We start from the raw sequence: 20478 nt of genomic DNA on the forward strand, positions 1-20478 counted from the left end.
TTGCCGGGTCCTGGAGCGCTCAGGCCCCGTGCGCCGCCCCGGTGCGCTCCTCGTCTCCCATCGAAGGTGCGCAACGGGCCAGGTGGGTCGAAAGTGGAAGTGACTCGATCAGACGAACAGGAAGCTGGTCGCCATCGCGCCACCGTGGGCACCGCCCACGTCATGACGGCAGCGGACCACATCGGAGGAGACCGCGGAGCCCTTGGCCGCCCTGGCGCCGGTGCCGGACAACACGATGGCCGCAGGGCCAGGCAGGAGGGCCCTCGATGCCCCAGCAGTCGACCACGGCGCTGCGTGCCGCACCCCACGCCACACCCGAGGAGCGCGCAGCTCTCGGCAAGGAGGCGCGGCGCAGCTCGCCGCGATCGGGCCATGCGGTGTACGAGCCGTCTCCTGACAGGCCGGACCCGCTGACGATCCTGGAGGCGCAGTCCGCGACCCGAGTGCCCGAGCTCGTTCCCATCCGCTACGGCCGTATGACGGAGTCCCCGTTCCGCTTCTACCGGGGTGCCGCCGCGATCATGGCCTCCGACCTGGCCGCCACCCCGCGCTCGGGATTCACGGCCCAGCTGTGCGGGGACGCGCACATGCTGAACTTCCGTCTCCTCGCCTCGCCGGAACGGCAGCTGATGTTCGACATCAACGACTTCGACGAAACACTGCCGGGTCCCTGGGAGTGGGACGTCAAGCGGCTGTCGGCGAGCTTCGTCATCGCGGCCCGGGCGAACGGTTTCGACGACGTCGAGCGCGAACGCATCGTCCGGCGCACAGTCCGTTCGTACCGCGAGGCGATGATCCGCTTCGCGGGCATGCGTACGATCGACGTCTGGTACGCGAAGATCGACGCGGAGCGCCTCGAGTCCCTGGCCACGGACCGTCTGCACAAGCGCGGCCGGAAGAACCTGGCCCGCGCCCTGGAGAAGGCGCGCGGCCGAGACAGTCTGCAGGCCTTCGACAAGCTCACCGAGACGGTCGACGGACGGCCCAGGATCGCGGCGGATCCCCCGCTGCTCATCCCCGTCGACGACCTGCTGCCGGACGCCGAGCGCGGCGCGCTGGAGCGCCAGTTCCGGGGATTGATCGAGCGGTACGGCCTCACTCTCCCTTCCGACCGGCGCACGCTCCTGTCGGACTACCGACTGGCGGATGTCGCCCGCAAGGTGGTCGGCGTCGGCAGCGTCGGTACCCGCTGCTGGATCTTCCTGCTCCTCGGCCGGGATGACCAGGACCCGCTCTTCCTCCAGGCCAAGGAGGCGGACACCTCCGTGCTCGCCGCACACGTCGGCGCGAGTACGTACCGCAACCAGGGCGAACGGGTGGTCGCCGGCCAGCGGCTGATGCAGGCCACCAGCGACATCTTCCTCGGCTGGGAGCGAGTGGACGGCATCGACGGCAAGAAGCGCGACTTCTACGTCCGCCAGCTGCGCGACTGGAAGGGCATCGCCCTTCCCGAGACGATGAACCCGAGGCGCATGCGCGCGTTCGGCGAGGTGTGCGGGGTCACGCTGGCCCGTGCGCACGCCCGGTCCGGCGACCGGATCGCGATCGCCTCGTACCTGGGCAGCGGCGACTCCTTCGACCGGGCGCTCGCCGTCTTCGCGGAAGCCTACGCCGACCAGAACGAGCGCGACCACCAGGCCCTCGTCGACGCCGTCGCCGCAGGCCGGCTGCCCGCGGAGGAACTGCCCGCGACCTGATGACGGGGAGGTCTCCCGGGAGTCGTACGGAGTCGCCGATCCGATGCCGAGAGGCTCGACGCGGGGGGCCTCGGAGGCACCGTCGAAGCGACGCGGGGGGCCTGAGGGTCAGGCGGCGGGCGGGGAGACGAAGATCCGCTCCAGCAGGGTGTACAGCGAGTCCCGGTCCTGGTCGCTGAGCCTGTCCAGGCCCTCCTGGGTGGTGCGCATTCGCGCGCGGATCGCGTCGGTGACGCGCTCGCCCTCGGCCGTGAGGATGACGTTCTTGACGCGCCGGTCGGAGGCGTCGGCCTCGCGGCGCACCAGGCCGCGCTTCTCCAGCCGGTCGATGATCCCGGTCATGTTGGAGGCGTCGCAGGTCATGGTCTCGGCCAGGGAGCGCATCGCGGCCGGTCCCCGGCGCAGCACGGTCAGGGCCTTGCCCTGGCTCGCCGTGAGGTTCTCGCTCGCCGCCGCGACGGTGAAATCGCCGTAGTAGACGCCGAGCGACACGGAGAGCAGCTCCATGAGCTGGGCCGTTTCGACGCGGGGAGCTTCTGTCATGAGGGCCACTCTACCCGGAGATACTTGACTATCTCAACCAATGACCTCTACCGTCCCCTCGTTGCATGAAGTTCTCAAGCATCAAGGTTGTCAAGTAGTTGCCCCGAGGAGCGTCCCTGTGACCGTCACCGCGTCCCCCACCTCCCGCGCCGCCGAGATCCTGTCCCGGCCCGTCTCGCTGAACGGCCTGACCGTCCCGAACCGCATCGCGATGGCGCCGATGACGCGCATGTTCTCCCCCGGCGGGGTCCCCGGCGAGGACGTGCTCTCGTACTACGCCCGCCGCGCCGCCGCCGGCGTGGGCCTGATCGTCACCGAGGGGACCTACGTCGGCCACGAGTCGGCCGGGCAGAGCGACCGTGTGCCGCGGTTCCACGGTGAGGAGCAGCTGGCGGGATGGGCGAAGGTCGCCGAGGCCGTGCACGCGGCGGGCGGCACGATCGTGCCGCAGCTGTGGCACATCGGCATGGTGCGCAAGCAGGGTCAGGCGCCCTACGCCGACGCCCCCGCGATGGGCCCCTCCGGCATCCGCCCCGACGGTACCGAGGGCACTGGCAAGGCCATGACCCAGAGCGACCTCGACGACGTCATCGGCGCCTTCGCCGAGGCCGCCGCGGCCGCCGAGCGCATCGGCTTCGACGGCGTCGAACTGCACGGCGCCCACGGCTACCTCATCGACCAGTTCCTGTGGTCGGGGACGAACCGCCGTACCGACGCCTACGGCGGCGACCCCGTGGCCCGTACGAAGTTCGCGGCCGAGATCGTGAGCGCGGTCCGCGCGTCCGTCTCGCCCGACTTCCCGGTGATCTTCCGCTACTCGCAGTGGAAGCAGGACGCCTACGACGCGCGGCTCGCCCAGACCCCGCAGGAGCTGGAGGCGATCCTGGCCCCGCTCGCCGCGGCCGGCGTCGACGCCTTCCACGCCTCGACCCGCCGCCACTGGATCTCCGAGTTCGAGGGCTCGGACCTGAACCTGGCGGGCTGGACCAAGAAGCTCACCGGCAGGCCCACCATCACCGTCGGCTCGGTCGGCCTCGACGGCGACTTCATCCACGCGTTCGCGGGCGAAGGCGCCCCGGTGCAAAGCATCGACGACCTTCTCGACCGCCTGGAGCGGGACGAGTTCGACATGGTCGCCGTCGGCCGCGCGCTGCTCCAGGACCCGGAGTGGGCGGCGAAGGTCCTGGCGGGGCGGACCGACGAGCTCAAGCCGTACGACGCGGCCGCGGTGAAGACGCTGAGCTAGCCTCGAAGTCCGCGAGGGCTCACCGACGGAGCCGGCCGGATTCCCGACGGAACCGGCCGGATCCCCGGCCCAGCCGCCCGGATTCCCGGCTGAAGGGTCCCGACGGCCGTTGCGGGGAAGGCCGGGCGTGGCGAGCATGGCGACGACCAGTCCCCGGGCGGACGTCTCGGGCCTCACCCTCACCGGCCGGGTACGCACCCGCGCCGCCACCGACACCTACGCCGTCCTCCTGGAAGCCACCGCCCCCGTCCACGCCCGCGACCTCGCCGATCAACTCGGCCTCGGCCCGACCGGCCCCCTCACCCCCGGGACCGGCGACACCCTCACCCACCATCTGACACCCACCCCACCTCAGGACCCGCCTGCCGCCTGACTCTCACCCCAACTCGGCAGCCGGAAGCGCGGGATGACGGCGCGTCGACTGACAGGTGGGCAGGCGGACCACTGCGACGGACCGCGGTGCTGCGGTCCCGGGGGCTCAGGGGAGGAAGGTCACCGCCGGGAAGGCCGGGGACGGCCCGTCGAGCAGGTGCCCCCGGCGGTGGCGCAGGTGCTCGTCGAAGAACGCGAGCGGGTACGCCTGCTGGATCTTGACCGCCTGGTCGGGATCGAGGGTGCCGATCACGTCCTGGAGCTGCTGACCGCTCCATCCCAGTACTTTCGCCACCTGGGGGAACAGTGCCTCGTTGTCGCCGTACGAGACGTGGGCGGCGCCCTCGGCCCGGATGTTCGAGCGCCACCCCCGCAGGTGCGACCAGAAGGCGGCGGCCTCGGGATCCGTGGCCCGGGTGAACTCGGCGGACATCATCATGAGCGGCCTGTCCAGGTCGCCGGCGAGCGGCGGGTTCATCCGCATCGGGCCGTCGAGGCTCAGCCCGGCCCTGATGCGCTTGTCCGCGAGCGTGGCGCAGGCGGTGGCCGTCCCGCCCTTCGACCAGCCGAACGCGCCCATGCGCCGCGGGTCGAGTGCGCCGAGGAGCCCGGCCGGCAGCTCCCTGCGGTCGGCGTCGGGGTTGCATCCGGCGGCGAGCTCCTCGACCCGATCCAGGACGAAGCGCACGTCGGCGGCGAAGTCCCCGGGCAGCGTCGGCGCCTGCCTGTCGCGGAGCGGTACGGCGATGCGGCCGTCGGGGAACTCGGTGTACGTGTCGTACTGGTGAGCCACCGTCACCACCGCGTATCCGTGGCTGGCGAGCTCTTGGACCGTGACGGTGTGGTCGCCCTGGTGGCTGTGCGCGCCGTGCGAGAACACGACGACGGGCAGCCGCCGGCCCGTCCGCCGCACCGGAGCACCCACGTGGCCGGCGGTGAGCGGCCCCGAGGGGGCCAGTTCGCTGAACCCGGCGTCGGCGAGGAACGCCTGAAACGCGCCGGTCGGCATCCAGGGCGCCACCGGGTACCGCCGGACGTCCCGGGCGGGGTACCAGACGGCGGCCATCAGCTCGCGGAAGCGCCCGGGACCCGCGATGCCGTCCGGACGGGACCGGTCGACGAGACGCAGCTGGATCGTGCCCACCGGGTGCGGTCCGGTGGGTACGGGCAGCAGGAGCCGCGGCGCGGCGGCGGCCCCGGCGGGGAGCGCGGCTCCCAGCATGCTGCGACGCGTCACGCCGTTCCGACGGATGAACGGCGTGGTGGCCATGAGCCCTCCCGTGGCGACTGATCGTCAACTGCGCTGCCACGGGCGGTCCGTGGGCACGTTGGAACGCTGTCACGTGCCCCTCCCGCGCGGCATCGGCCCACGGATTGACTGCGTCGCGAGGGCATTGACCCACGGGTTTACACCCTGGGGCTGATGCGGTCGGCGCCCGGCGTTCGGCGCCGCTTTCGGAAATCGAGTGGCGCCGGGATCTACGGCGGTGCCAAGCTGGCCGCACACCGAAGGGGTGTAGCTCAGATGGCCAGAGCGCCGGTCTCCAAAACCGGATGCCGCAGGTTCGACTCCTGTCACCCCTGCCATGCCCCTGTCCCTCACACCGCGGGGCAGTACGCTCACGCCGTCTCCGCTCCCCCGTGCGACCATCGTGAGAACGTCCACGGGGCCACGCTGTTCCAGCACCCCGAGAGCGACGGAATCACCCCGACCGGGATCACCTACCCGCTGCCCGGCAGCCCTGGGCCGGTCCTCCTGGTCTTCACCGCCGAACCCGGCACCGCCGTCGCGGAGCGCCTCCAGCTCCTCGCCTCACTGCGCTTGCCAGGCGCGGCAAGTCGCTCACGGCGAAGGTGCGGCTCGCCGCTCACACAGGCGTACGGCGAGGGCGGCGATGTCGTCGTCAAGACGCCCCTGGGTGTAGCGAAGAAGATCGCGGTGAAGCGCCGTGAGCAGCTCGCGGGGTGGTGTCAGGGGCTGTCGGCGGGTCCAGGCCGCCAGCGGGAAGAACTCGCCGTGCCGGTCGCGGGCCTCGGCGATCCCGTCGGTGTAGAGGAGCAGCAGGTCACCCGGGGCGAAGGCGCAGCTGTCGACGTTGTAGTGGTCACCCAGCAGGTCGGCGAGGCTGAGCAGGGGCGAGGGGGTCTTCGACTCGAGGACGCGCAGGGTCGCGCGGTTCAGGAGCAGCGGGGGTGGGTGTCCGCAGTTGAGTACGTCGATCCGCCCGCCGTCGTTCGGAATCTCGACGAGAAGCGCGGTGGCGAAGCGCTCCATCGTCCCGTCGGGGGGAAAGGCCCCGTTGTACCGGGTGCAGCTGGCGTCGAGCCTGCGCGCGATCTCGACCATGTCGGTCTCGCTGTGGGCCGCCTCACGGAAGGCGTTGACGATGGCCGCGGCCGCTCCCACTGCCGGCAGCCCCTTGCCCCGCACGTCCCCGATGAGCAGCCTGACGCCGTGCGGCGTGTCGAGGGCCTCGTAGAAGTCCCCGCCGATGCGTGCCTCGGCGGCGGCCGCGAGGTACAGCGACTCGATCTCGACGTTCCTGAAGCGGCGTGGCATCGGGCCGAGCACCACCTGCTGCGCCGCGTCGGCGACGAGCCGCACCTGCAGGAGGGTGCGTTCCCGCTGGAGCCGCACATGGCTTCCGTACGCCGCGGCGACGGTGACGGCGATGATCCCCGCGGCCGTCCACCATGTTCCGAGGTCGGGGAAGACGAGGCTGAGGCCGATCATCAGCGCCAGGCAGACCGTGCCGAGCAGGACGGTGGGCAGGACCGGCCACATGGCGGCGGCCAGGGCCGGTGCGGCGGGCAGGAGGCGGCTGAATGCCATCTCGGGCGGAGTGTTGTAGGCCAGCGCGGCGATCACGACGGTCAGGATGACCGGCGACAGCCGCACAAGCACGCCAGGGCCGTAGCGTCGGCGAAGCCCTAGCCGCAGCCGTAGCCGTAGCTCTCCAGACTCGATCACACCGGACAGAATATCCACATAAGAGGTACATAGCGCCCCGGGCCGTGTCGGGTGGCGGGTGGAGCGGGCCGCGGCCTTCAGCCGACCAGGTGCTCCACCAGGAGGGGCCGCAGACACTGGGCCGAGGGGCGATGAAGGACGCCTGCGGGTGCTGGCCGACGTGTTCTCGCGGCCGTTTCGACCAGTCGCCCCGCCGCGCGGCGGGCGTCAGCCGTCCGTAGCGGCTTCGGCCTCCCATCGCAGCAGGTCTCCCGGCTGGCACTCGAGCACCTCACAGAGCGCGGCGAGCGTCGCGAACCGCACCGCCTTGGCCCGGCCGTTCTTGAGTACCGCCAGGTTGGCGGGCGTGATCCCCACCCGGCCGGCGAGCTCGCCCACGGACATCTTCCGCCTGGCCAGCATCACGTCGACGTCGACGACGATCGGCATCAGATGACCTCGTCCAGCTCGGCCTGCATCCGCGCCGCTTCGACGTCGCGATCGACGGCCTGGGCGAGCAGCATCCGCAGCACGAGCACGATGAGCGCGACCCCCAGGATGGCCACGCCGATTCCGGCCATGATCACGGTGACGCCCGGGTCTTCGCGTTGGCCCGGCGCGTTGATGGCCGTGACCGCGAACCACAGGAGGGCAGCCGCCACGATCGCACCGATCACACCGTCCACGTACCGGAAGGCGGCGAGGGAGAACACGGTTCCGCGTCGCACCATCGCCACCAGCCGCCACACGGAGACCAGCGCGACCTGCGCCGACACCATCCCCAGGATCACGATCACCCGCAACGGGGTCAGGGCGAGCGACCCGTCCTCCGGGTCGTTCCCGCTGACCAACACCCACACCATCAGCGCCTGCACGAACACCGTGCCGACGAGCACCACCGCGAGAACGGCGCGCAACGCACCCACTGCCAGCTTTCCCATGACCCACCCTTACATCGACTTACGATGGGAACCTATCGAATCTCGATAGGTTCAGCAAGAGGGACGGAGGGCGGCGGCGGGTCGCCGGTCGCTATTCGATGCCCGTGTCGCCGAGAGCCTCCAGCACCTGCCGCAGGCCCGCACCCGTGTTCGCGACCAGGTCGCGGTCCACGTCGGCGAGCAGTCGCGCGTAGTTCGCCAGATGGTCGGCGAAGGCGGCCCGGGTGACCTCGTGGCCGCGCTCGGTGAGGCGGATCTTGATGGTGCGGCGGTCCTCGCCGTCACGGACCCGCTCGACCAGGCCCTTCGCCTCCATCCTGTCGATCCGGTTGGTGATCGCACCCGAGGTGACCATGGACGCCTTCAGGAAGGCCCCTGCGGTCAGGGCGTAGGGCGGACCCGAGCGCTGCAGCGTGGTCAGCACGTCGAACTCCCCGTGCTCCACACCGTGGGCGGCGGCCGAGGCCTTGGCGGACTTGTCGATCACCCGGGCCAGCCGCTGGATCCGCCCGAAGAGCTCCACCGGCCACAGGTCCTCCGCGACATCGGGGCGCTCCTTGACCCACTGACCGATGATCGCGTCCACGGCATCACTCATCGCCGCACTCCTCTCCGTAGAAATCCTCTCAACGTTAAGACGCTTGACGTTGAGAGAGTCGAGCTGCTTTTATCTCAACGTTGAGATTATCAAGGCTGAACAACAGGAGCATCCCATGTCCGAGCTCGTCCTCCACCCCGCCGCGCAGGAGCTCCTCTTCCGCCGGGCCCGTACCGCGAACACCTTCACCGCCGAGCCGGTGACCGAGGACCAGATCCGGGCCGTGTACGACCTGGTCAAGTACGCCCCCACCGCCTACAACCAGTCCCCGCTGAGGATCGTCCTCGTCCGCGGCGACGAGGCCCGCGAGCGGCTCCTGGAACACATGGCCGAGGGCAACCGGCCCAAGACCGCCGCCGCGCCGCTGGTCGCGATCCTCGCCGCCGACAACGAGTTCCACCAGGAACTCCCCACCCTGCTCCCGCACTTCCCCCAGGCCAAGGACCTCCTCTTCGCCGACCGCCCCGTCCGCGAGGAGTCCGCCCTGCTCAACGCGACGCTCCAGGCCGCCTACTTCATCCTCGGCATCCGCGCGGCCGGGCTCGCCGCAGGACCGATGACCGGCTTCGACTTCCCCGGCGTCCGCAAGGAGTTCCTGGACGACGACCACACACCGCTGATGGTCGTGAACATCGGCCGCCCGGGCACCGACGCCTGGTTCCCCCGTGCCCCGCGACTCACCTACGACGACGTCGTCACCACCGTCTGAACCGGCTCAGCCCGCGCGCCATCCCCGTAGCGCGCCACACGCCCCGCCACGCACGACCGCACCGCCTCACACACACCGCCTCGCAAGGCCGCACCGCCTCGCAAGCACCGCCTCACACGACCGCACCCCCTCGCGAGCACCGCCGCGCGCCCCCGATCGCCCCGCCCCCTTCCGCCGGAGTCCGCCGTGTCCCTGCTCGACCGCACCCGCCCGCTCCAGACCACCGAGGCGCCACGTCACATCCACGCCCTGTGGCTCGCACTGCTCGCCACGCCCCTCGCCGCGAGCGCCAACAGCCCCGTCCTCGTCCTCCCCGACATGGCCGAATCCTTCGGCGTCCCCACCGCCACGGCGACCTGGCTCGTCACCGTCTTCGCCTGGGCCGTGGCCGTCGGCACCCCCCTCATGGCGGGACTCCTGCGCCGCCGCGGACTGGGCGTCACCCTCCGGCTCGCCGCCGTCCTCATCACGGCCGGCACCGCCGTCGTCGCCCTGGCACCCTGGCTCCCCCTCGCCATGGCAGGCCGCGCCGCCCAGGCGGTGGGGGGCGCCGGCCTCATCACCGCCGCCATGAGCCTGGCGGGCTCGGTCCGCCGCATGGGTGTGATCACCGCGGGCTTCGGAATTCTCGGCGCCGTCGGCCCTCTGCTCGGCTCCACGATCGCCGGCGCGGTCTCCTGGCGCCTCTCCCTCGCCGTCGGAGCGGTCGCGCTCCTCGCCCTGCCGGCCGTCGCACGCCGCGCCGACCTCTCCGCCCCTCGCGACACCACCCCCTTCGACGGCCGCGGCGCCGCCCTCCTCGTCCTCCTCGCCACCGCCCTGGTCCTCATCCCCCGCTTCCCGCTTCCCGCGATCGCCGGCTCCCTCGCGGCCGCCGCGCTGCTGGCCCTCCACGTCCGGGTCCGCCCCACCGGCTTCGTTCCGGCATCACTCCTGCGCACCAGGACCTTCGTCCTGTCCACCCTGCTCGCCTGCACCTTCGCGACCTCGTACTTCACCCTCCTCTTCACCGTCCCGCAGCTGCTCTCCGACCGGACCGACTGGTCCACCTCCACCATCGGCACCGGCCAGCTGATCGCCCTCCTGACCGGCTCGATGCTCTCCATGGCGCTGGCCGCCGCGGCGGCCCGGTGGGGCCGCCCGCGCGTCCTGACCATCCTCCTCACCACCGGAGCGCTGGCCCCGCTCACCGCGCTCCTGACCCCCTGGCCGCCGCTGCTCCTGCCGGCCGCGACGCTCGCCGTACTCACCACGAGCGCCGGCCAGGCCACCCTGGCGGTCTACGCCACCCAGTCCGCACCCACCGCCCAACGCCCCACCGCGATCGGCCTGTTCAACCTCGGCTACCAGCTCGGCGGCGCCTTCGGCCCCGCGATCGCCGCCCTCATCGCTCTCAGCGCCTGAACCACACCACCCGACGCCACGTCCACCCCTCCGCATCCGCCCCCGTACTCGCGCGTGGGGCGGATGCGGAGGGGTGGACGTACGTCGTCACGACCCCCGCGACCGCGTCGACGTCCCCCCGGCCCGCGCCATAAACTGGAAACGGTCTGGTCGCCCCCCTGGAAACAGCGGCACCGACATGAGCGGCGCAGGCAGCGGCGGTGCGGGCAACAGTGCCTGGACAGCAGCGACCTGGACAGCAGCGACCAGAATCTACGGCGGCATCGCGTGCCGGTCACCGACCCGGTGCGGCATGGAGGTGCCGGGAGATGCCCTTCGGAGGCATTCCTTGTCAGTCGAGTTGAACCACACCATCGTCCACGCCAGGGACAACCGGGAATCCGCGGAGTTCTTCGCGGACCTGCTGGGTCTTGAGATCACCGCCAAGTGGGGGCCGTTCGTCGCGGTCGATCTGAGCAACCACGTCACTCTGGACTTCGCCACGATCCCCGCGGACAGGATCACCCCCCAGCACTACGCCGATCCGCACCGCAAGCAGCCCGGCGCGATCAACCACCATGACGGCGGCCACGGCGTGTACTTCGTCGACCCCGCGGGTCACCTCATGGAGCTGATCACCGTGCCGTACGGCGGCCGGCCCTCGTAGGCCACCGCACCGAGGGCCGCGCCCGGCACGGTCCTCGGCCACACCCTCGGTGCCTGTCCCGCCGCCGGCGGCGTCCGCACGGTCATCCGGTGCCGGCGGCGGGTACGTCGTCCCAGGCCAGGGACGACATCCTCCAACCCTCCGGGGTCAGGAGGTACTGGGTGGTCTTGTGGCCGGCACCCTCGAACCATTCGCCTTCGTGGTAGCCGGACTTGCGGTACTCACTGAACCGGTGGGCGATCGATCCGAAGATCTCGGTGCGCGCGGAGACCTCCTCCTCGGAGAACTCCGTCAGGGTCCCGTCGGTGAGCATCCTCTGCCGCGGTTCGATGAACGCGTCGAGGTCGTAGATCACCGGCTCTCCGCCGACGTTGGCGGTGATCCTGCCCTGTGGGATGAACACGTCGCGGATGACGTCGAGTTCAGGTCGCCTGCCCCCGGTGTTGGTGAACGCACCGATGAACACGGCCATCAGTCGGTCGAGTTCGGCCTGGACGCCGGACGCGGACGCTTCCCCGGCAGTCGGCCACTCCTCGGCGAGGACCGACCAGACCTCGATGTCGTGGCGCACCCCTCGGTACGGGGAATGCCGCCGCAGCACACCGTCGCGCCGCATGCCGAGCCGGCGCGCGGCCCCGATGCTGCGGGCGTTGTGCGCCGCGACCCACCACTCGACCCGGCTCATCCCCCGGACGGTGAAGGCCCAGTCGATCAGGGTCCGGCAGGCCCGGTTCACCAGGCCCCGCCCCTCCCCCGCCGGCTCGAGCCAGCAGCCGATCTCGCACACGCCGGAGGTGCTGTCGAAGCGGGTGAACATGACGCCGCCGACCAGAGTGCCGTCCAGCCAGATGCCGAAGATCCCGCCGTTGTCCGCGGCCAGCCGGTCGGCGTAGCGCTGGAGGGTGGCCGTGGCGGAGGGCAGGTCGACGCTGAACGTCGCCCAGGGGATCCACGGGTCGACGGTGTCCCGCGCACGGTCGATGTGGGCGAGGAACTCCGCCGCCCGCCAGGGCTCAAGGGGACGGAGCCGGGCATGGTCGCCGATGGGAAGAGTGAACATGTGAGCATCGCTCCCTCGGTACGTAACAAGCGTTCGGTACGTAAGCTAGCAGCATGCCGCCCGCACCTGGAGACCGTGACGCCCGCCGCGAGGACGTATCCGAGACGGTGTGGCAGGTGCTCGCCGACAAGGGATTCGGCGGGCTGACCCTGCGCGCCGTGGCCACCGCGATGGGCGTCTCGACCGGGATGCTCATGCACTACTTCCCGACCAAACGGGCCCTGATCACGCACGCCCTGGACCTGCTGGAGAAGCGCACCGCGGAACGTCCCCGCCGAGCCCGTCCCGGCGCGGGCCTCGCCACCGTGCGCGTCATGCTGCTGGACATCCTGCCGCTGACTCCGGGCGACACCGCCCGCAACCGGATCTGGGTCAGCTCCTGGGACCTCTCCCTCGCGGACGACGGCCTCGCCGCGGAGCAGGCCGACCGCTACACCCGGCTGCGCTCGGCCCTCCTCCCCCATCTGGAGGCCGCACGCGAGCTCGGCGAGCTGCCGACCGGCACCGATCTGGAGCAACTCGCCGCCACCGCCGTCGCCTTCACGCACGGCCTCGTCGTCCAGGCCCTGTTCGACCCGGCCCGATTCCCGGAGGAGGTACAGATCGCGATGCTCGACGACTTCCTCGCGACGACCGCGCTGCCCCGCCCAGGCACCGGCGGCGATCGGAGGGCCACCGGCCACCGGTAGGCCAACCGGAGGCACGGCCGCGGCAGTTCACCTCGACAGAACTCTTGCCCGGGTGCCTCCGGCTCTCTAATGTGAACCTTCAAATCCCGCGATCGTCATGTAGTGGTCACTTTGAGGGACTGAATTTGAACGCTCAAATCACCTGCCCATCCGATGCCACCCCCCTTGCGGCTCCCGGCCCGGCCGCCGCCGATCGCGGTCCGACGCCGGGCTACCTCGACCACGCCAGGGTCGGCCCGCTCTCCCGTCGGGCCGCCGCCGCACTCACCGCCGCGACCGCGCTGGCCGGCCGCGCGGACCCCGCCGACCTGGAGGAGCTGTTCGCCCTCGGTGACGCCGCCCGGACCTCCGCCGCGCGGCTCCTCGACGCCCGGCCCCACGAGATCGCCCTCGCCCCGTCCACCAGCAACGGTCTGTTCACCGTGGCCGCCGCGCTCCAGGGACCCGGCACCGTGCTCGTGCCCCGTGGCGAGTTCCCGGCCAACGTCTATCCCTGGCTTCGCTTCGCCGGCCGCGGCGGCCCGGACGTCCGCCTCCTCGACCCGGACGGGCAGAGACACATCACCGCCGATCTCCTGCGCCGTCACCTCACTCCCGACGTCACCGCCCTCACCGTCAGCGCCGTCGATTCGCTCACCGGCCATGTGGCCCCGCTCGCCGCGCTCAAGGAGGTCCTCGGACCCGACCGGCTCCTGATCGTCGACGCCATCCAGGGGCTCGGTGCCGTCCCGCTCGAAGCCGACGCCGCCGACATCCTCGTCAGCGGCGGCCAGAAGTGGCTACGGGCCGGCTGGGGCGCCGCCCTCCTGCTGATCCGCGACCGGTGCGGCCAGCGTCTCGCTCCCGGGCTCGGTGGCTGGGCCGGTGTCACGGAGCCCTTCGCGGTTCGGCATCCGGCGCCCGCCCTGCCCGGAGCCGCCGCCCACCTGGCCACCAATCCGGACTTCCCGGCCGCCGCGGCCATCGGCGCGGCCGTGGACGGCCTGCTCGACGAGGGCGGCCCGGCCGTCGTCGGTGCCCGCATCCGGGCCACCCTCGCGGAGCTGCTCGACCGGGCGCGGAAAGCGGGCGCCGAGGTCCTGTCGGACGGGCTCGGTCCCCGGGAGCGGGGCGGAATCGGCACCTTCCGCCTCCCCGGTCATGACCCCGCAACCGTCCATCGCACCCTCGAAGCGGCCGGGGTGATCGCCACGCGCCGGGACGAGTGGATCCGGCTCTCTCCTCATGCCTCCACCCCATCCGTCGCGGCGGACCTGCTCGCGGAGGCACTGCGCACCCTCACCCACTCCACCACTGGCCCTAGCAGCACCACAGGCACCCCAGGCACTACCGGCACCACCAGCACCACCGAAAGCAGCCCCCACGCCCACCCCCGTACCGACGTCCAGGAGCCGACATGTCCCAGCAGCTGACCCGCCGACAGATCCTTCACCTCGCCACCGCCTCCGCCGCCGGGCTCGGTCTCGCCGCCTGCGGCGGTGGCGGATCGGGCGGTGACGGAGGCGGTGCCGACGGCGACAGCGGGAAGATCACCGTCTGGAGCTGGACCACCGCGGCCGAGGCCCTGCGCGGGGTCGTCCCCTCCTTCGAACGGGACAACCCCGGCATCGAGGTCGACGTCCAGGACGTGGGCAACCCCGCCATCTGGGACAAGATCACCGTCGGTCTCGCCTCGGGCGGCAAGGGGATCGCCGACGTCCTGCACATCGGGGTCGACTACCTGCCGGGTTACCTGGAGAAGTTCCCCGATGGCCTCGCCGACCTGTCGAGACTCGGCGCCGACCGGCACAAGGACGCCTTCGTCGAGGGCCTGTGGCCGACCGTCGTGGGCAAGGACAGAGCCGTCCACGCCCTCCCCTGGGAAGTCAACCCCCTCGGGCTGTTCTACCGGCACGACTACTTCGAGAAGGCCGGTGTCGACCCCGCCTCCCTCACCAGCTGGGACGATCTGATAGCCGCGGGGCCGAAGATCCGGGCCGCCACCGGCGCCCAGCTGCTCGGGCTCGACAAGCCCGGCACCACCCAGGACATGGACTTCTTCCAGAACCTGATGCAGCTCCAGGGGGCCTTCTACTTCGACGCCGAGGGCAAGGTCACGCTCGCCTCCCCGCAGGCGGTGCAGGCCCTCACCGTCATCAAGCGGCTCAACGACGCCGGTCTGCTCGCCGACACCGCCGGCCAGGGCACGTGGAAGCGCCTCGTCGGCCAGGGGAAGCTCGCCACCGCCCCGTACCCCGCCTGGGCCATCGAGTACCTGGCCACCAAGTTCCCCGCCCAGAGCGGCAAGTGGCGCGTCATGCAGCCGCCCGCCGCCGTCCCTGGGGGTGGGCGCAGCGCCATCGTCAACTCCACCTACCTGACCGTCTCCGCCACCGGCAAGCGCCGCAAGGCCGCCTGGCGCTTCATCGAGTACGCGCTGACCAAGCCGGCCGAGATCAACCGGATGTTCGCCTCCGGCGGCGTGTTCCCCGCCCTCAAGGCGGCATACGCCGACCCGAAGTTCAGCGCGCCCCACCCGTTCTACGGGGGCCAGCAGGTGCTGCGGTCCTTCGTCACCTCGCTCGACTCCGGTGCGGCCGCGACCAACTTCACGGGTGACTACAGCCGCGCCCTGAAGCTCGCCGCCGACGCCCAGAGCCAGGTGCTGATCAAGGGCGCCGACCCGGCCGAGGCGCTGAAGGCCGCGGCCAAGCAGCTCGCCCAGCAGACCGGTCGGCAGCAGGCGGCCTGACCATGTCCCTCGCCCCGTCCGAAAGCGCCCCCGCCGGAGCGCCCGCCGCCTCGGCCGGCCTGCCCACCGGTCGCCGTGGCCACCGGCGCCCCGGCAGGGCGGCCCGCCCCGGCCGCGCCCGCACCGGCCGGCGCCGGCTGCTGACCCGTGTCTCCGTCCCGTATCTGCTGATCATGCCCGCCGTCCTGGGCTTCGCGGTCTTCAAGGCGTACCCCATCGCGGCCTCGTTCTGGATCAGCCTCACGACCGGCAACGGCGACGCCCGGGAGTTCGCCGGGCTCGCCAACTACCGTCGTCTCCTGGACGATCCGCTGTTCTGGACCGCGTTGCGGAACACCGCGCTGATCCTGGTCGTCCAGGTGCCGCTGATGCTCGGCCTCGCCCTGCTCGTCGCCCTCGGGCTCAACTCCACCAGGGTCTGGCTGCGTCCGCTGTGGCGGCTCGGCGTCTTCGTGCCCTCGCTGACCGGCCTGGTCGCCGCCGGCGTGATGTTCTCCGTGATCCTGAACCACGACGCGGGCCTCCTGAACTGGGTCCTCTCCCTGTTCGGCATCGACCGGGTGAACTGGCTCGGCAGCCCCTTCTGGGCCCGCGTCGGTGTCGTCCTCGTCATCACCTGGCACTACACCGGCTACAACGCCGTGATGTACCTCGCCGGCCTCCAGGGCATCCCCAAGGAGCTGTACGAGGCCGCGATGGTCGACGGCGCGGGGCCGGTCCGCCGCTTCTTCGCCATCACCCTGCCCCAGCTGCGGCCGATCCTCCTGCTCACGGTGGTGCTCTCCACCATCGGCACCCTGCAGCTCTTCGACGAGCCGTACGTCCTCACCGGCGGCGGCCCCGACAACGCCACCCTCACGGTCACCATGTACCTCTACAACAACGGCTTCAAGTACTTCGACTTCGGCTACGCCTCGGCGCTCGCCTACGCGCTCGCGCTGATCGTGTCCGTCCTCGGCGTCCTGCAGGTCCGCCTGATGGGAGAGCGCCGGTGAAGCTCCGCGGACCTCTGCTCACCGTGCTGCTCGCGGGTGCCTTCGGGCTCTGCGTCGGGCCCTTCTGGTGGCTGGCCATGGCCGCCACCCAGGACGACAAGGACGTGTTCTCCTGGCCGCCGAAGCTGCTGCCCGGCGGCCACCTCATGGAGAACCTCCAGGGCCTCCAGGAGTCCATCGGCCTCACGCGCGTCCTCGTCAACACCCTCGTGGTGGCGGGCCTCCAGACCGTCGGCGCGGTCGTCGTCTCGGTCCTCGCCGGCTACGCCTTCGCCAAGTTCGACTTCCGCGGACGCAATCTGTTCTTCGTCCTGCTGCTGAGCACCCTGGTCATCCCCGACGCGGTGATGCTGATTCCGATCTTCCAGATGATGATGGACCTGGGCCTGATCGACTCGTACGAGTCCGTGGTCCTGCCCGGCCTGGTGACCCCGTTCGGCATCTTCCTGATGCGGCAGGCGCTGCGCTCCATGCCCGACGAGCTCCTGGACGCGGCCCGCGTCGACGGCGCGGGCGAACTGCGCGTGCTGTGGCGGATCGTCATCCCGGTCAACCGGCCGATCATCGCGGCGCTCGCGCTGTTCGTCTTCCTCGGTGGCTGGAACCAGTTCGTCTGGCCGCTGATCGCGCTGCGCAGCCCCGAGATGTACACGCTGCCCGTCGCCACCGCCACCCTGCAGGGCCTCTCGACCACCAACTACGCACAGGTCCTGCTCGCCGGTGCCCTCGCCGCCATCCCTGTGATGGCCCTCTTCCTCGTCCTGCAACGCCAGTTCATCTCCGGCCTGCTCGCCGGGGCCACGAAGGAGTGACCACCGTGACCACCGATCCGACGTTCCCCTCCCCTCAGGGCACTTCTCCCCGAGACGCCGCCCCTCGTCATGACGCCGACCCCCAACAGCCCGACTCCCGGCAGCCCGACTCCCGACAGGTCGACCCCCCGCAGCCCGACCCCCGACAGCCCGTCCCGGCCTGGCGTCCTGACGCGTCGGCCGCGGAGAACCTCGCCGCCGTCCACCGCCCCCTCGCCACGGGCCTGTTGCACTCCACCGGGGACCCGCTCGTGCTCCACCTCACCGGGCTCGGCGGTGACCGGTGGGAGGCCACCGTCGCCCGGGTCGAGGACGGCGTGGCCCTGATCGAGGTCTCGGCGGCGCAGGCCGTCACCCTCCGCGCCGAATGGCGCGTCCCCTGCGTCGGGGCCACCGCCTACTGGACCCCGGACACCGACGCCTCCCGCTGGCTGCCGCCGTCCTGGATCACCCCCCGGACGGTCTCGCTGGCCCTCGGCGCGCCCGTCGCCAGCCTGGTCGGCGCCCACGACCGCGCCCTGTGCACGGCCGCCGCCGGGGAGACCGCCGCGCCCGTACGCGTCGGCGCCGGTGTCGTGGAGGAGAGCGGGGAGTTCGCGTTCACCGTCGAGCAGGACCTCGCCCCGGACGCGCCGCCGTTGCGGCTGCGGATCGACCTCAGCGGCCGCCATTTCGCGACCACCCTGCGGGCCGTCACCGACTGGTGGGCCGAGGGCGTGGACCACCCCGGCGTCGCCCCCGCCGCCCGGATGCCCGCCTACTCCACCTGGTACAGCCTCCACCAGAACGTCGACGCCGCAGCCGTCGAGCAGCAGGCCGCCCTGGCCGCCGGCCTCGGCTGCGAGAGCATCATCGTCGACGACGGCTGGCAGACCGCCGACCGCACCCGCGGCTACGCCCACTGCGGCGACTGGGAGCCCAACCCGACGGCCTTCCCCGATCTCAAGGCCCACGTCACCGAGGTCCACCGGCGCGGCCTCGCCTACCTCCTCTGGTACGCGCTGCCGTTCATCGGCCGGCACAACGACGCCTGGGACCGCTTCAAGGACAAGGTCCTGCGCGAGGAGCCCCACCTGGGGGCGGCCGTCCTCGACCCCCGCCACCCCGAGGTCCGCGCCTATCTGATCGACAAGGTCTGCCGCGCCGTCGAGGAGTGGGGCATGGACGGGGTGAAGCTCGACTTCATCGAACGTTTCGCCGTCGCCGACCCGCCGCCCGCGCCGGCCGGCGCCGACGACGTCACCGTCCACGAAGGCCTGCGCCGGCTCCTCGCCGAGCTCGACGCCCGTCTGCGCCGCACCCGGCCGGACGTCATCGTCGAACACCGCCAGCCGTACGTGAGCCCGAGCCTCTGGCCGTACGCCACCATGGTCCGCGCCACCGACTGCCCGCTCAGCCCCGCCGAGAACCGCCAGCGCACCGTCGACTGCCGGCTCACCGCGGGACCGCTCGCCGTCCACGCCGACATGATCATGTGGAATTCCGCCGAGACGCCCGAGTCCGTGGCCGTCCACCTGATCAACGCGCTGTTCTCGGTGCCGCAGATCTCCGTCGACCTCGCCGCGCAGTCCCCCGGCCAACTCGCCGCCCTGCGCTTCTGGCTCGGCGTCTTCCGCCGCCACGCCGACGTACTCCAGCTCGGCGGCCTGGAGCCCGCCCGCCCGGACCTCGGCTACCCCCTGGTGAGCGCCCACGACGACCGCACCACCGTGGTCGCGCGGTACGCGCCGCTGCCCGTCGCCCTCCCGGACCGGGACGGCACGGACGGCCCGCGGACCCTGCTCGTCGCCAACGCGGACCGCGACCCCGTGGTGCTGCTCGTGGCCACCCGGCGGGAACGGGCCCTCGCCCTCGTTCAGGACTGCGGTGGTGAGATCCTGTCCGAGACCGTGCTCGACCTCGTCCCCGGGGTGAACCCGGTGACGGTGCCGACCGGCGGCCTGCTCACCCTGACCCGAGAGCACTGAACGACGAAGGGGCCGGGGACGGCCGTCCGCCGTTCCCAGCCCCTCCGACCACCGCCCCCAGAGGAACGATGACCGCTCGACAGGTGACCATCGAGGACGTCGCACGCGCGGCGGGAGTCTCCCGCCAGACCGTCTCGAACGCCCTCAACGCCCCCCACCGGCTGCGCGACTCCACCCTCGCCCGGGTCACCGCCGCCATCGACGAACTCGGCTACCAGCCCGATCAGTCCGCCCGCAGTCTGCGCACCGGCACCCGCAAGGTCATCGGCTATCCCGCCCCGGCCGACAACCCCGCCGACCCCAACCCCCTGATGGGCGGCTTCCTCCAGGCGCTGGTGAGCGCCGCCGACGCCGTCGGCCACCGCATCCTGCTGTTCCGCTGCGACCCCCAGCGGGGCGTCACGGCGGTCGCCAAGTCCTTCAACGGGCTGATCGCGGCCCGGCAGGTCGACGGGTTCGTCCTCTCGGACGTGGTGCACGACGACCCCCGCGTCGACGTGCTCGCCGAGGCCGGCTTCCCGTTCGCCGCCTTCGGCCGCACGGCCCCCGGCCGCCCGCAGAACTGGGTGGACATCGACTCCGCGGCCGCCACGGCCGCCCTGGTCGGCCTCCTCATCGAGCAGGGCCACCGCCGACTCTGTTACGTGAACTCCGCGGCCTCGCTGCCCTGGCTCGCGGACCGGCGGGCCGGCCTCCAGCAGGCCGCGGCCGCGGCACCCGACGGCGCCTTCGAGGTCGGCGTACCGGACGACGATCCGGCCGCGCTCTCCCAGGCCCTGCAGCGCCTGCTCGTCGGGCCCGACCGCCCGACCGCCCTGGTGTGCGCGAACGACTGGCTCGCCCTCGCCGCCTACCACGCGGTCCGGGCGGCCGGCCTCACCGTCGGGGTCGACGTCGCCGTCGCCGGCTTCAACGACTTGCCGCACTGCACCCTGATCCAGCCGGCCCTCACCAGCGTGCGCCTGCCTCTGTCCGCCATCGCCCACGCCCTCGTCACCCGGCTGATCACCGCCGTCGAGGACCCCGCCGCCGCCCCCACGAATGGACTGCTGCTTCCGGCGGAGCCGGTCGTACGGGGCAGCACACCGGCGCGACAGCCGCGCACCCGTCCCTGATAC

Annotated in this window: 20 protein-coding genes and 1 tRNA gene; 14 read left to right on the plus strand and 7 right to left on the minus strand. The window is 71.8% G+C overall.

Annotated features, from left to right (window positions below; all coding sequences use genetic code 11):
* The first annotated feature begins 266 nt into the window (after positions 1-266).
* On the plus strand, positions 267-1697 hold the full coding sequence (locus ACIP8Z_RS00735) for a DUF2252 domain-containing protein (protein WP_402076981.1): 1431 nt from the start codon (positions 267-269) through the stop codon (positions 1695-1697).
* 108 nt (positions 1698-1805) lie between these two features.
* On the opposite strand, the gene ACIP8Z_RS00740 is transcribed toward ACIP8Z_RS00735, so the two are convergent.
* A complete protein-coding gene (locus ACIP8Z_RS00740) occupies positions 1806-2240 on the minus strand; it encodes a MarR family winged helix-turn-helix transcriptional regulator (protein ID WP_402076984.1) in 435 nt (144 codons plus the stop codon).
* A 118-nt stretch (positions 2241-2358) separates the two neighbouring features.
* Between ACIP8Z_RS00740 and ACIP8Z_RS00745 the strand changes: the two genes are divergently transcribed.
* Both ACIP8Z_RS00745 and ACIP8Z_RS00750 read left to right on the plus strand, forming a co-directional pair.
* Positions 2359-3486, plus strand: coding sequence for an NADH:flavin oxidoreductase (locus tag ACIP8Z_RS00745; RefSeq protein WP_402076986.1), 1128 nt, complete (start codon positions 2359-2361; stop codon positions 3484-3486).
* A gap of 136 nt (positions 3487-3622) precedes the next feature.
* A complete protein-coding gene (locus tag ACIP8Z_RS00750) occupies positions 3623-3859 on the plus strand; it encodes a hypothetical protein (protein WP_402076989.1) in 237 nt (78 codons plus the stop codon).
* A gap of 105 nt (positions 3860-3964) precedes the next feature.
* On the opposite strand, the gene ACIP8Z_RS00755 is transcribed toward ACIP8Z_RS00750, so the two are convergent.
* Positions 3965-5128, minus strand: a complete 1164-nt coding sequence (locus tag ACIP8Z_RS00755; protein ID WP_402076992.1) for an alpha/beta hydrolase family protein — start codon at positions 5126-5128, stop codon at positions 3965-3967.
* A 240-nt stretch (positions 5129-5368) separates the two neighbouring features.
* Between ACIP8Z_RS00755 and ACIP8Z_RS00760 the strand changes: the two genes are divergently transcribed.
* A tRNA-Trp gene (locus ACIP8Z_RS00760) sits at positions 5369-5445 on the plus strand.
* Between the two features lie 256 nt (positions 5446-5701).
* Here the strand turns inward: ACIP8Z_RS00760 and ACIP8Z_RS00765 are convergent.
* From ACIP8Z_RS00765 to ACIP8Z_RS00780, 4 genes are all read right to left on the minus strand, one after another.
* Entirely contained in the window at positions 5702-6757 is a 1056-nt protein-coding gene (locus tag ACIP8Z_RS00765) for a PP2C family protein-serine/threonine phosphatase (RefSeq protein ID WP_402078839.1), read from the minus strand.
* Between the two features lie 279 nt (positions 6758-7036).
* Positions 7037-7258: a helix-turn-helix transcriptional regulator gene (locus ACIP8Z_RS00770; RefSeq protein WP_319312804.1), complete on the minus strand. Its 222-nt coding sequence runs from the start codon at positions 7256-7258 to the stop codon at positions 7037-7039.
* Entirely contained in the window at positions 7258-7749 is a 492-nt protein-coding gene (locus ACIP8Z_RS00775) for a DUF2975 domain-containing protein (RefSeq protein WP_402076995.1), read from the minus strand. Before ACIP8Z_RS00775 ends, ACIP8Z_RS00770 begins: the two co-directional genes overlap by 1 nt.
* A 91-nt stretch (positions 7750-7840) precedes the next feature.
* Positions 7841-8347, minus strand: coding sequence for a MarR family winged helix-turn-helix transcriptional regulator (locus ACIP8Z_RS00780; protein ID WP_402076998.1), 507 nt, complete (start codon positions 8345-8347; stop codon positions 7841-7843).
* A gap of 115 nt (positions 8348-8462) precedes the next feature.
* Here ACIP8Z_RS00780 and ACIP8Z_RS00785 point away from each other — a divergent pair, with 115 nt between their 5' ends.
* The 3 genes from ACIP8Z_RS00785 (at position 8463) to ACIP8Z_RS00795 (ending at position 11106) form a co-directional block, all read left to right on the plus strand.
* Entirely contained in the window at positions 8463-9056 is a 594-nt protein-coding gene (locus ACIP8Z_RS00785; protein WP_402077001.1) for a malonic semialdehyde reductase, read from the plus strand.
* Positions 9057-9242: 186 nt separating this feature from the next.
* Positions 9243-10460 (plus strand): MFS transporter, encoded by a 1218-nt coding sequence (locus ACIP8Z_RS00790; protein ID WP_402077003.1) that lies wholly within the window; start codon positions 9243-9245, stop codon positions 10458-10460.
* Between the two features lie 328 nt (positions 10461-10788).
* Positions 10789-11106, plus strand: a complete 318-nt coding sequence (locus tag ACIP8Z_RS00795; RefSeq protein WP_402077005.1) for a VOC family protein — start codon at positions 10789-10791, stop codon at positions 11104-11106.
* Positions 11107-11188: 82 nt separating this feature from the next.
* Here the strand turns inward: ACIP8Z_RS00795 and ACIP8Z_RS00800 are convergent, their stop codons facing one another.
* Positions 11189-12166: a GNAT family N-acetyltransferase gene (locus tag ACIP8Z_RS00800; protein ID WP_402077007.1), complete on the minus strand. Its 978-nt coding sequence runs from the start codon at positions 12164-12166 to the stop codon at positions 11189-11191.
* 53 nt (positions 12167-12219) lie between these two features.
* Between ACIP8Z_RS00800 and ACIP8Z_RS00805 the strand changes: the two genes are divergently transcribed.
* From ACIP8Z_RS00805 to ACIP8Z_RS00835, 7 genes are all read left to right on the plus strand, one after another.
* The gene (locus ACIP8Z_RS00805) at positions 12220-12855 is read left to right on the plus strand and encodes a TetR/AcrR family transcriptional regulator (protein ID WP_402077009.1); all 636 of its coding nucleotides are present in this window, start codon (positions 12220-12222) and stop codon (positions 12853-12855) included.
* Positions 12856-12980: 125 nt separating this feature from the next.
* On the plus strand, positions 12981-14267 hold the full coding sequence (locus ACIP8Z_RS00810; RefSeq protein WP_402077011.1) for an aminotransferase class V-fold PLP-dependent enzyme: 1287 nt from the start codon (positions 12981-12983) through the stop codon (positions 14265-14267).
* Positions 14252-15586: an ABC transporter substrate-binding protein gene (locus ACIP8Z_RS00815; RefSeq protein WP_402077013.1), complete on the plus strand. Its 1335-nt coding sequence runs from the start codon at positions 14252-14254 to the stop codon at positions 15584-15586. The genes ACIP8Z_RS00810 and ACIP8Z_RS00815 overlap by 16 nt, the downstream gene beginning before the upstream one ends.
* Before the next feature lie 2 nt (positions 15587-15588).
* Positions 15589-16581, plus strand: coding sequence for a carbohydrate ABC transporter permease (locus ACIP8Z_RS00820; RefSeq protein ID WP_402077016.1), 993 nt, complete (start codon positions 15589-15591; stop codon positions 16579-16581).
* Positions 16578-17393, plus strand: coding sequence for a carbohydrate ABC transporter permease (locus ACIP8Z_RS00825; RefSeq protein WP_402077018.1), 816 nt, complete (start codon positions 16578-16580; stop codon positions 17391-17393). Before ACIP8Z_RS00820 ends, ACIP8Z_RS00825 begins: the two co-directional genes overlap by 4 nt.
* Positions 17394-17398: 5 nt before the next feature.
* Positions 17399-19360: a glycoside hydrolase family 36 protein gene (locus ACIP8Z_RS00830; RefSeq protein ID WP_402077021.1), complete on the plus strand. Its 1962-nt coding sequence runs from the start codon at positions 17399-17401 to the stop codon at positions 19358-19360.
* Positions 19361-19428: 68 nt separating this feature from the next.
* Complete coding sequence (locus tag ACIP8Z_RS00835; RefSeq protein WP_402077023.1) at positions 19429-20475, plus strand: LacI family DNA-binding transcriptional regulator; 1047 nt, start codon at positions 19429-19431, stop codon at positions 20473-20475.
* The last annotated feature ends 3 nt before the right edge of the window (positions 20476-20478 follow it).

This window comes from Streptomyces sp. NPDC088553 (genome assembly GCF_044752965.1).
Classification (GTDB): domain Bacteria; phylum Actinomycetota; class Actinomycetes; order Streptomycetales; family Streptomycetaceae; genus Streptomyces.

What these genes read in the sequence shown, in the direction of transcription:
- ACIP8Z_RS00735 (WP_402076981.1), top strand. Translation starts at nt 267, where the DNA reads ATGCCCCAGCAGTCGACCACGGCGCTGCGTGCCGCACCCCACGCCACA.
- ACIP8Z_RS00740 (WP_402076984.1), bottom strand. Translation starts at nt 2,240, where the DNA reads ATGACAGAAGCTCCCCGCGTCGAAACGGCCCAGCTCATGGAGCTGCTC.
- ACIP8Z_RS00750 (WP_402076989.1), top strand. Translation starts at nt 3,623, where the DNA reads ATGGCGACGACCAGTCCCCGGGCGGACGTCTCGGGCCTCACCCTCACC.
- ACIP8Z_RS00755 (WP_402076992.1), bottom strand. Translation starts at nt 5,128, where the DNA reads ATGGCCACCACGCCGTTCATCCGTCGGAACGGCGTGACGCGTCGCAGC.
- ACIP8Z_RS00770 (WP_319312804.1), bottom strand. Translation starts at nt 7,258, where the DNA reads ATGCCGATCGTCGTCGACGTCGACGTGATGCTGGCCAGGCGGAAGATG.
- ACIP8Z_RS00775 (WP_402076995.1), bottom strand. Translation starts at nt 7,749, where the DNA reads ATGGGAAAGCTGGCAGTGGGTGCGTTGCGCGCCGTTCTCGCGGTGGTG.
- ACIP8Z_RS00780 (WP_402076998.1), bottom strand. Translation starts at nt 8,347, where the DNA reads ATGAGTGATGCCGTGGACGCGATCATCGGTCAGTGGGTCAAGGAGCGC.
- ACIP8Z_RS00785 (WP_402077001.1), top strand. Translation starts at nt 8,463, where the DNA reads ATGTCCGAGCTCGTCCTCCACCCCGCCGCGCAGGAGCTCCTCTTCCGC.
- ACIP8Z_RS00800 (WP_402077007.1), bottom strand. Translation starts at nt 12,166, where the DNA reads ATGTTCACTCTTCCCATCGGCGACCATGCCCGGCTCCGTCCCCTTGAG.
- ACIP8Z_RS00805 (WP_402077009.1), top strand. Translation starts at nt 12,220, where the DNA reads ATGCCGCCCGCACCTGGAGACCGTGACGCCCGCCGCGAGGACGTATCC.
- ACIP8Z_RS00815 (WP_402077013.1), top strand. Translation starts at nt 14,252, where the DNA reads ATGTCCCAGCAGCTGACCCGCCGACAGATCCTTCACCTCGCCACCGCC.
- ACIP8Z_RS00820 (WP_402077016.1), top strand. Translation starts at nt 15,589, where the DNA reads ATGTCCCTCGCCCCGTCCGAAAGCGCCCCCGCCGGAGCGCCCGCCGCC.
- ACIP8Z_RS00835 (WP_402077023.1), top strand. Translation starts at nt 19,429, where the DNA reads ATGACCGCTCGACAGGTGACCATCGAGGACGTCGCACGCGCGGCGGGA.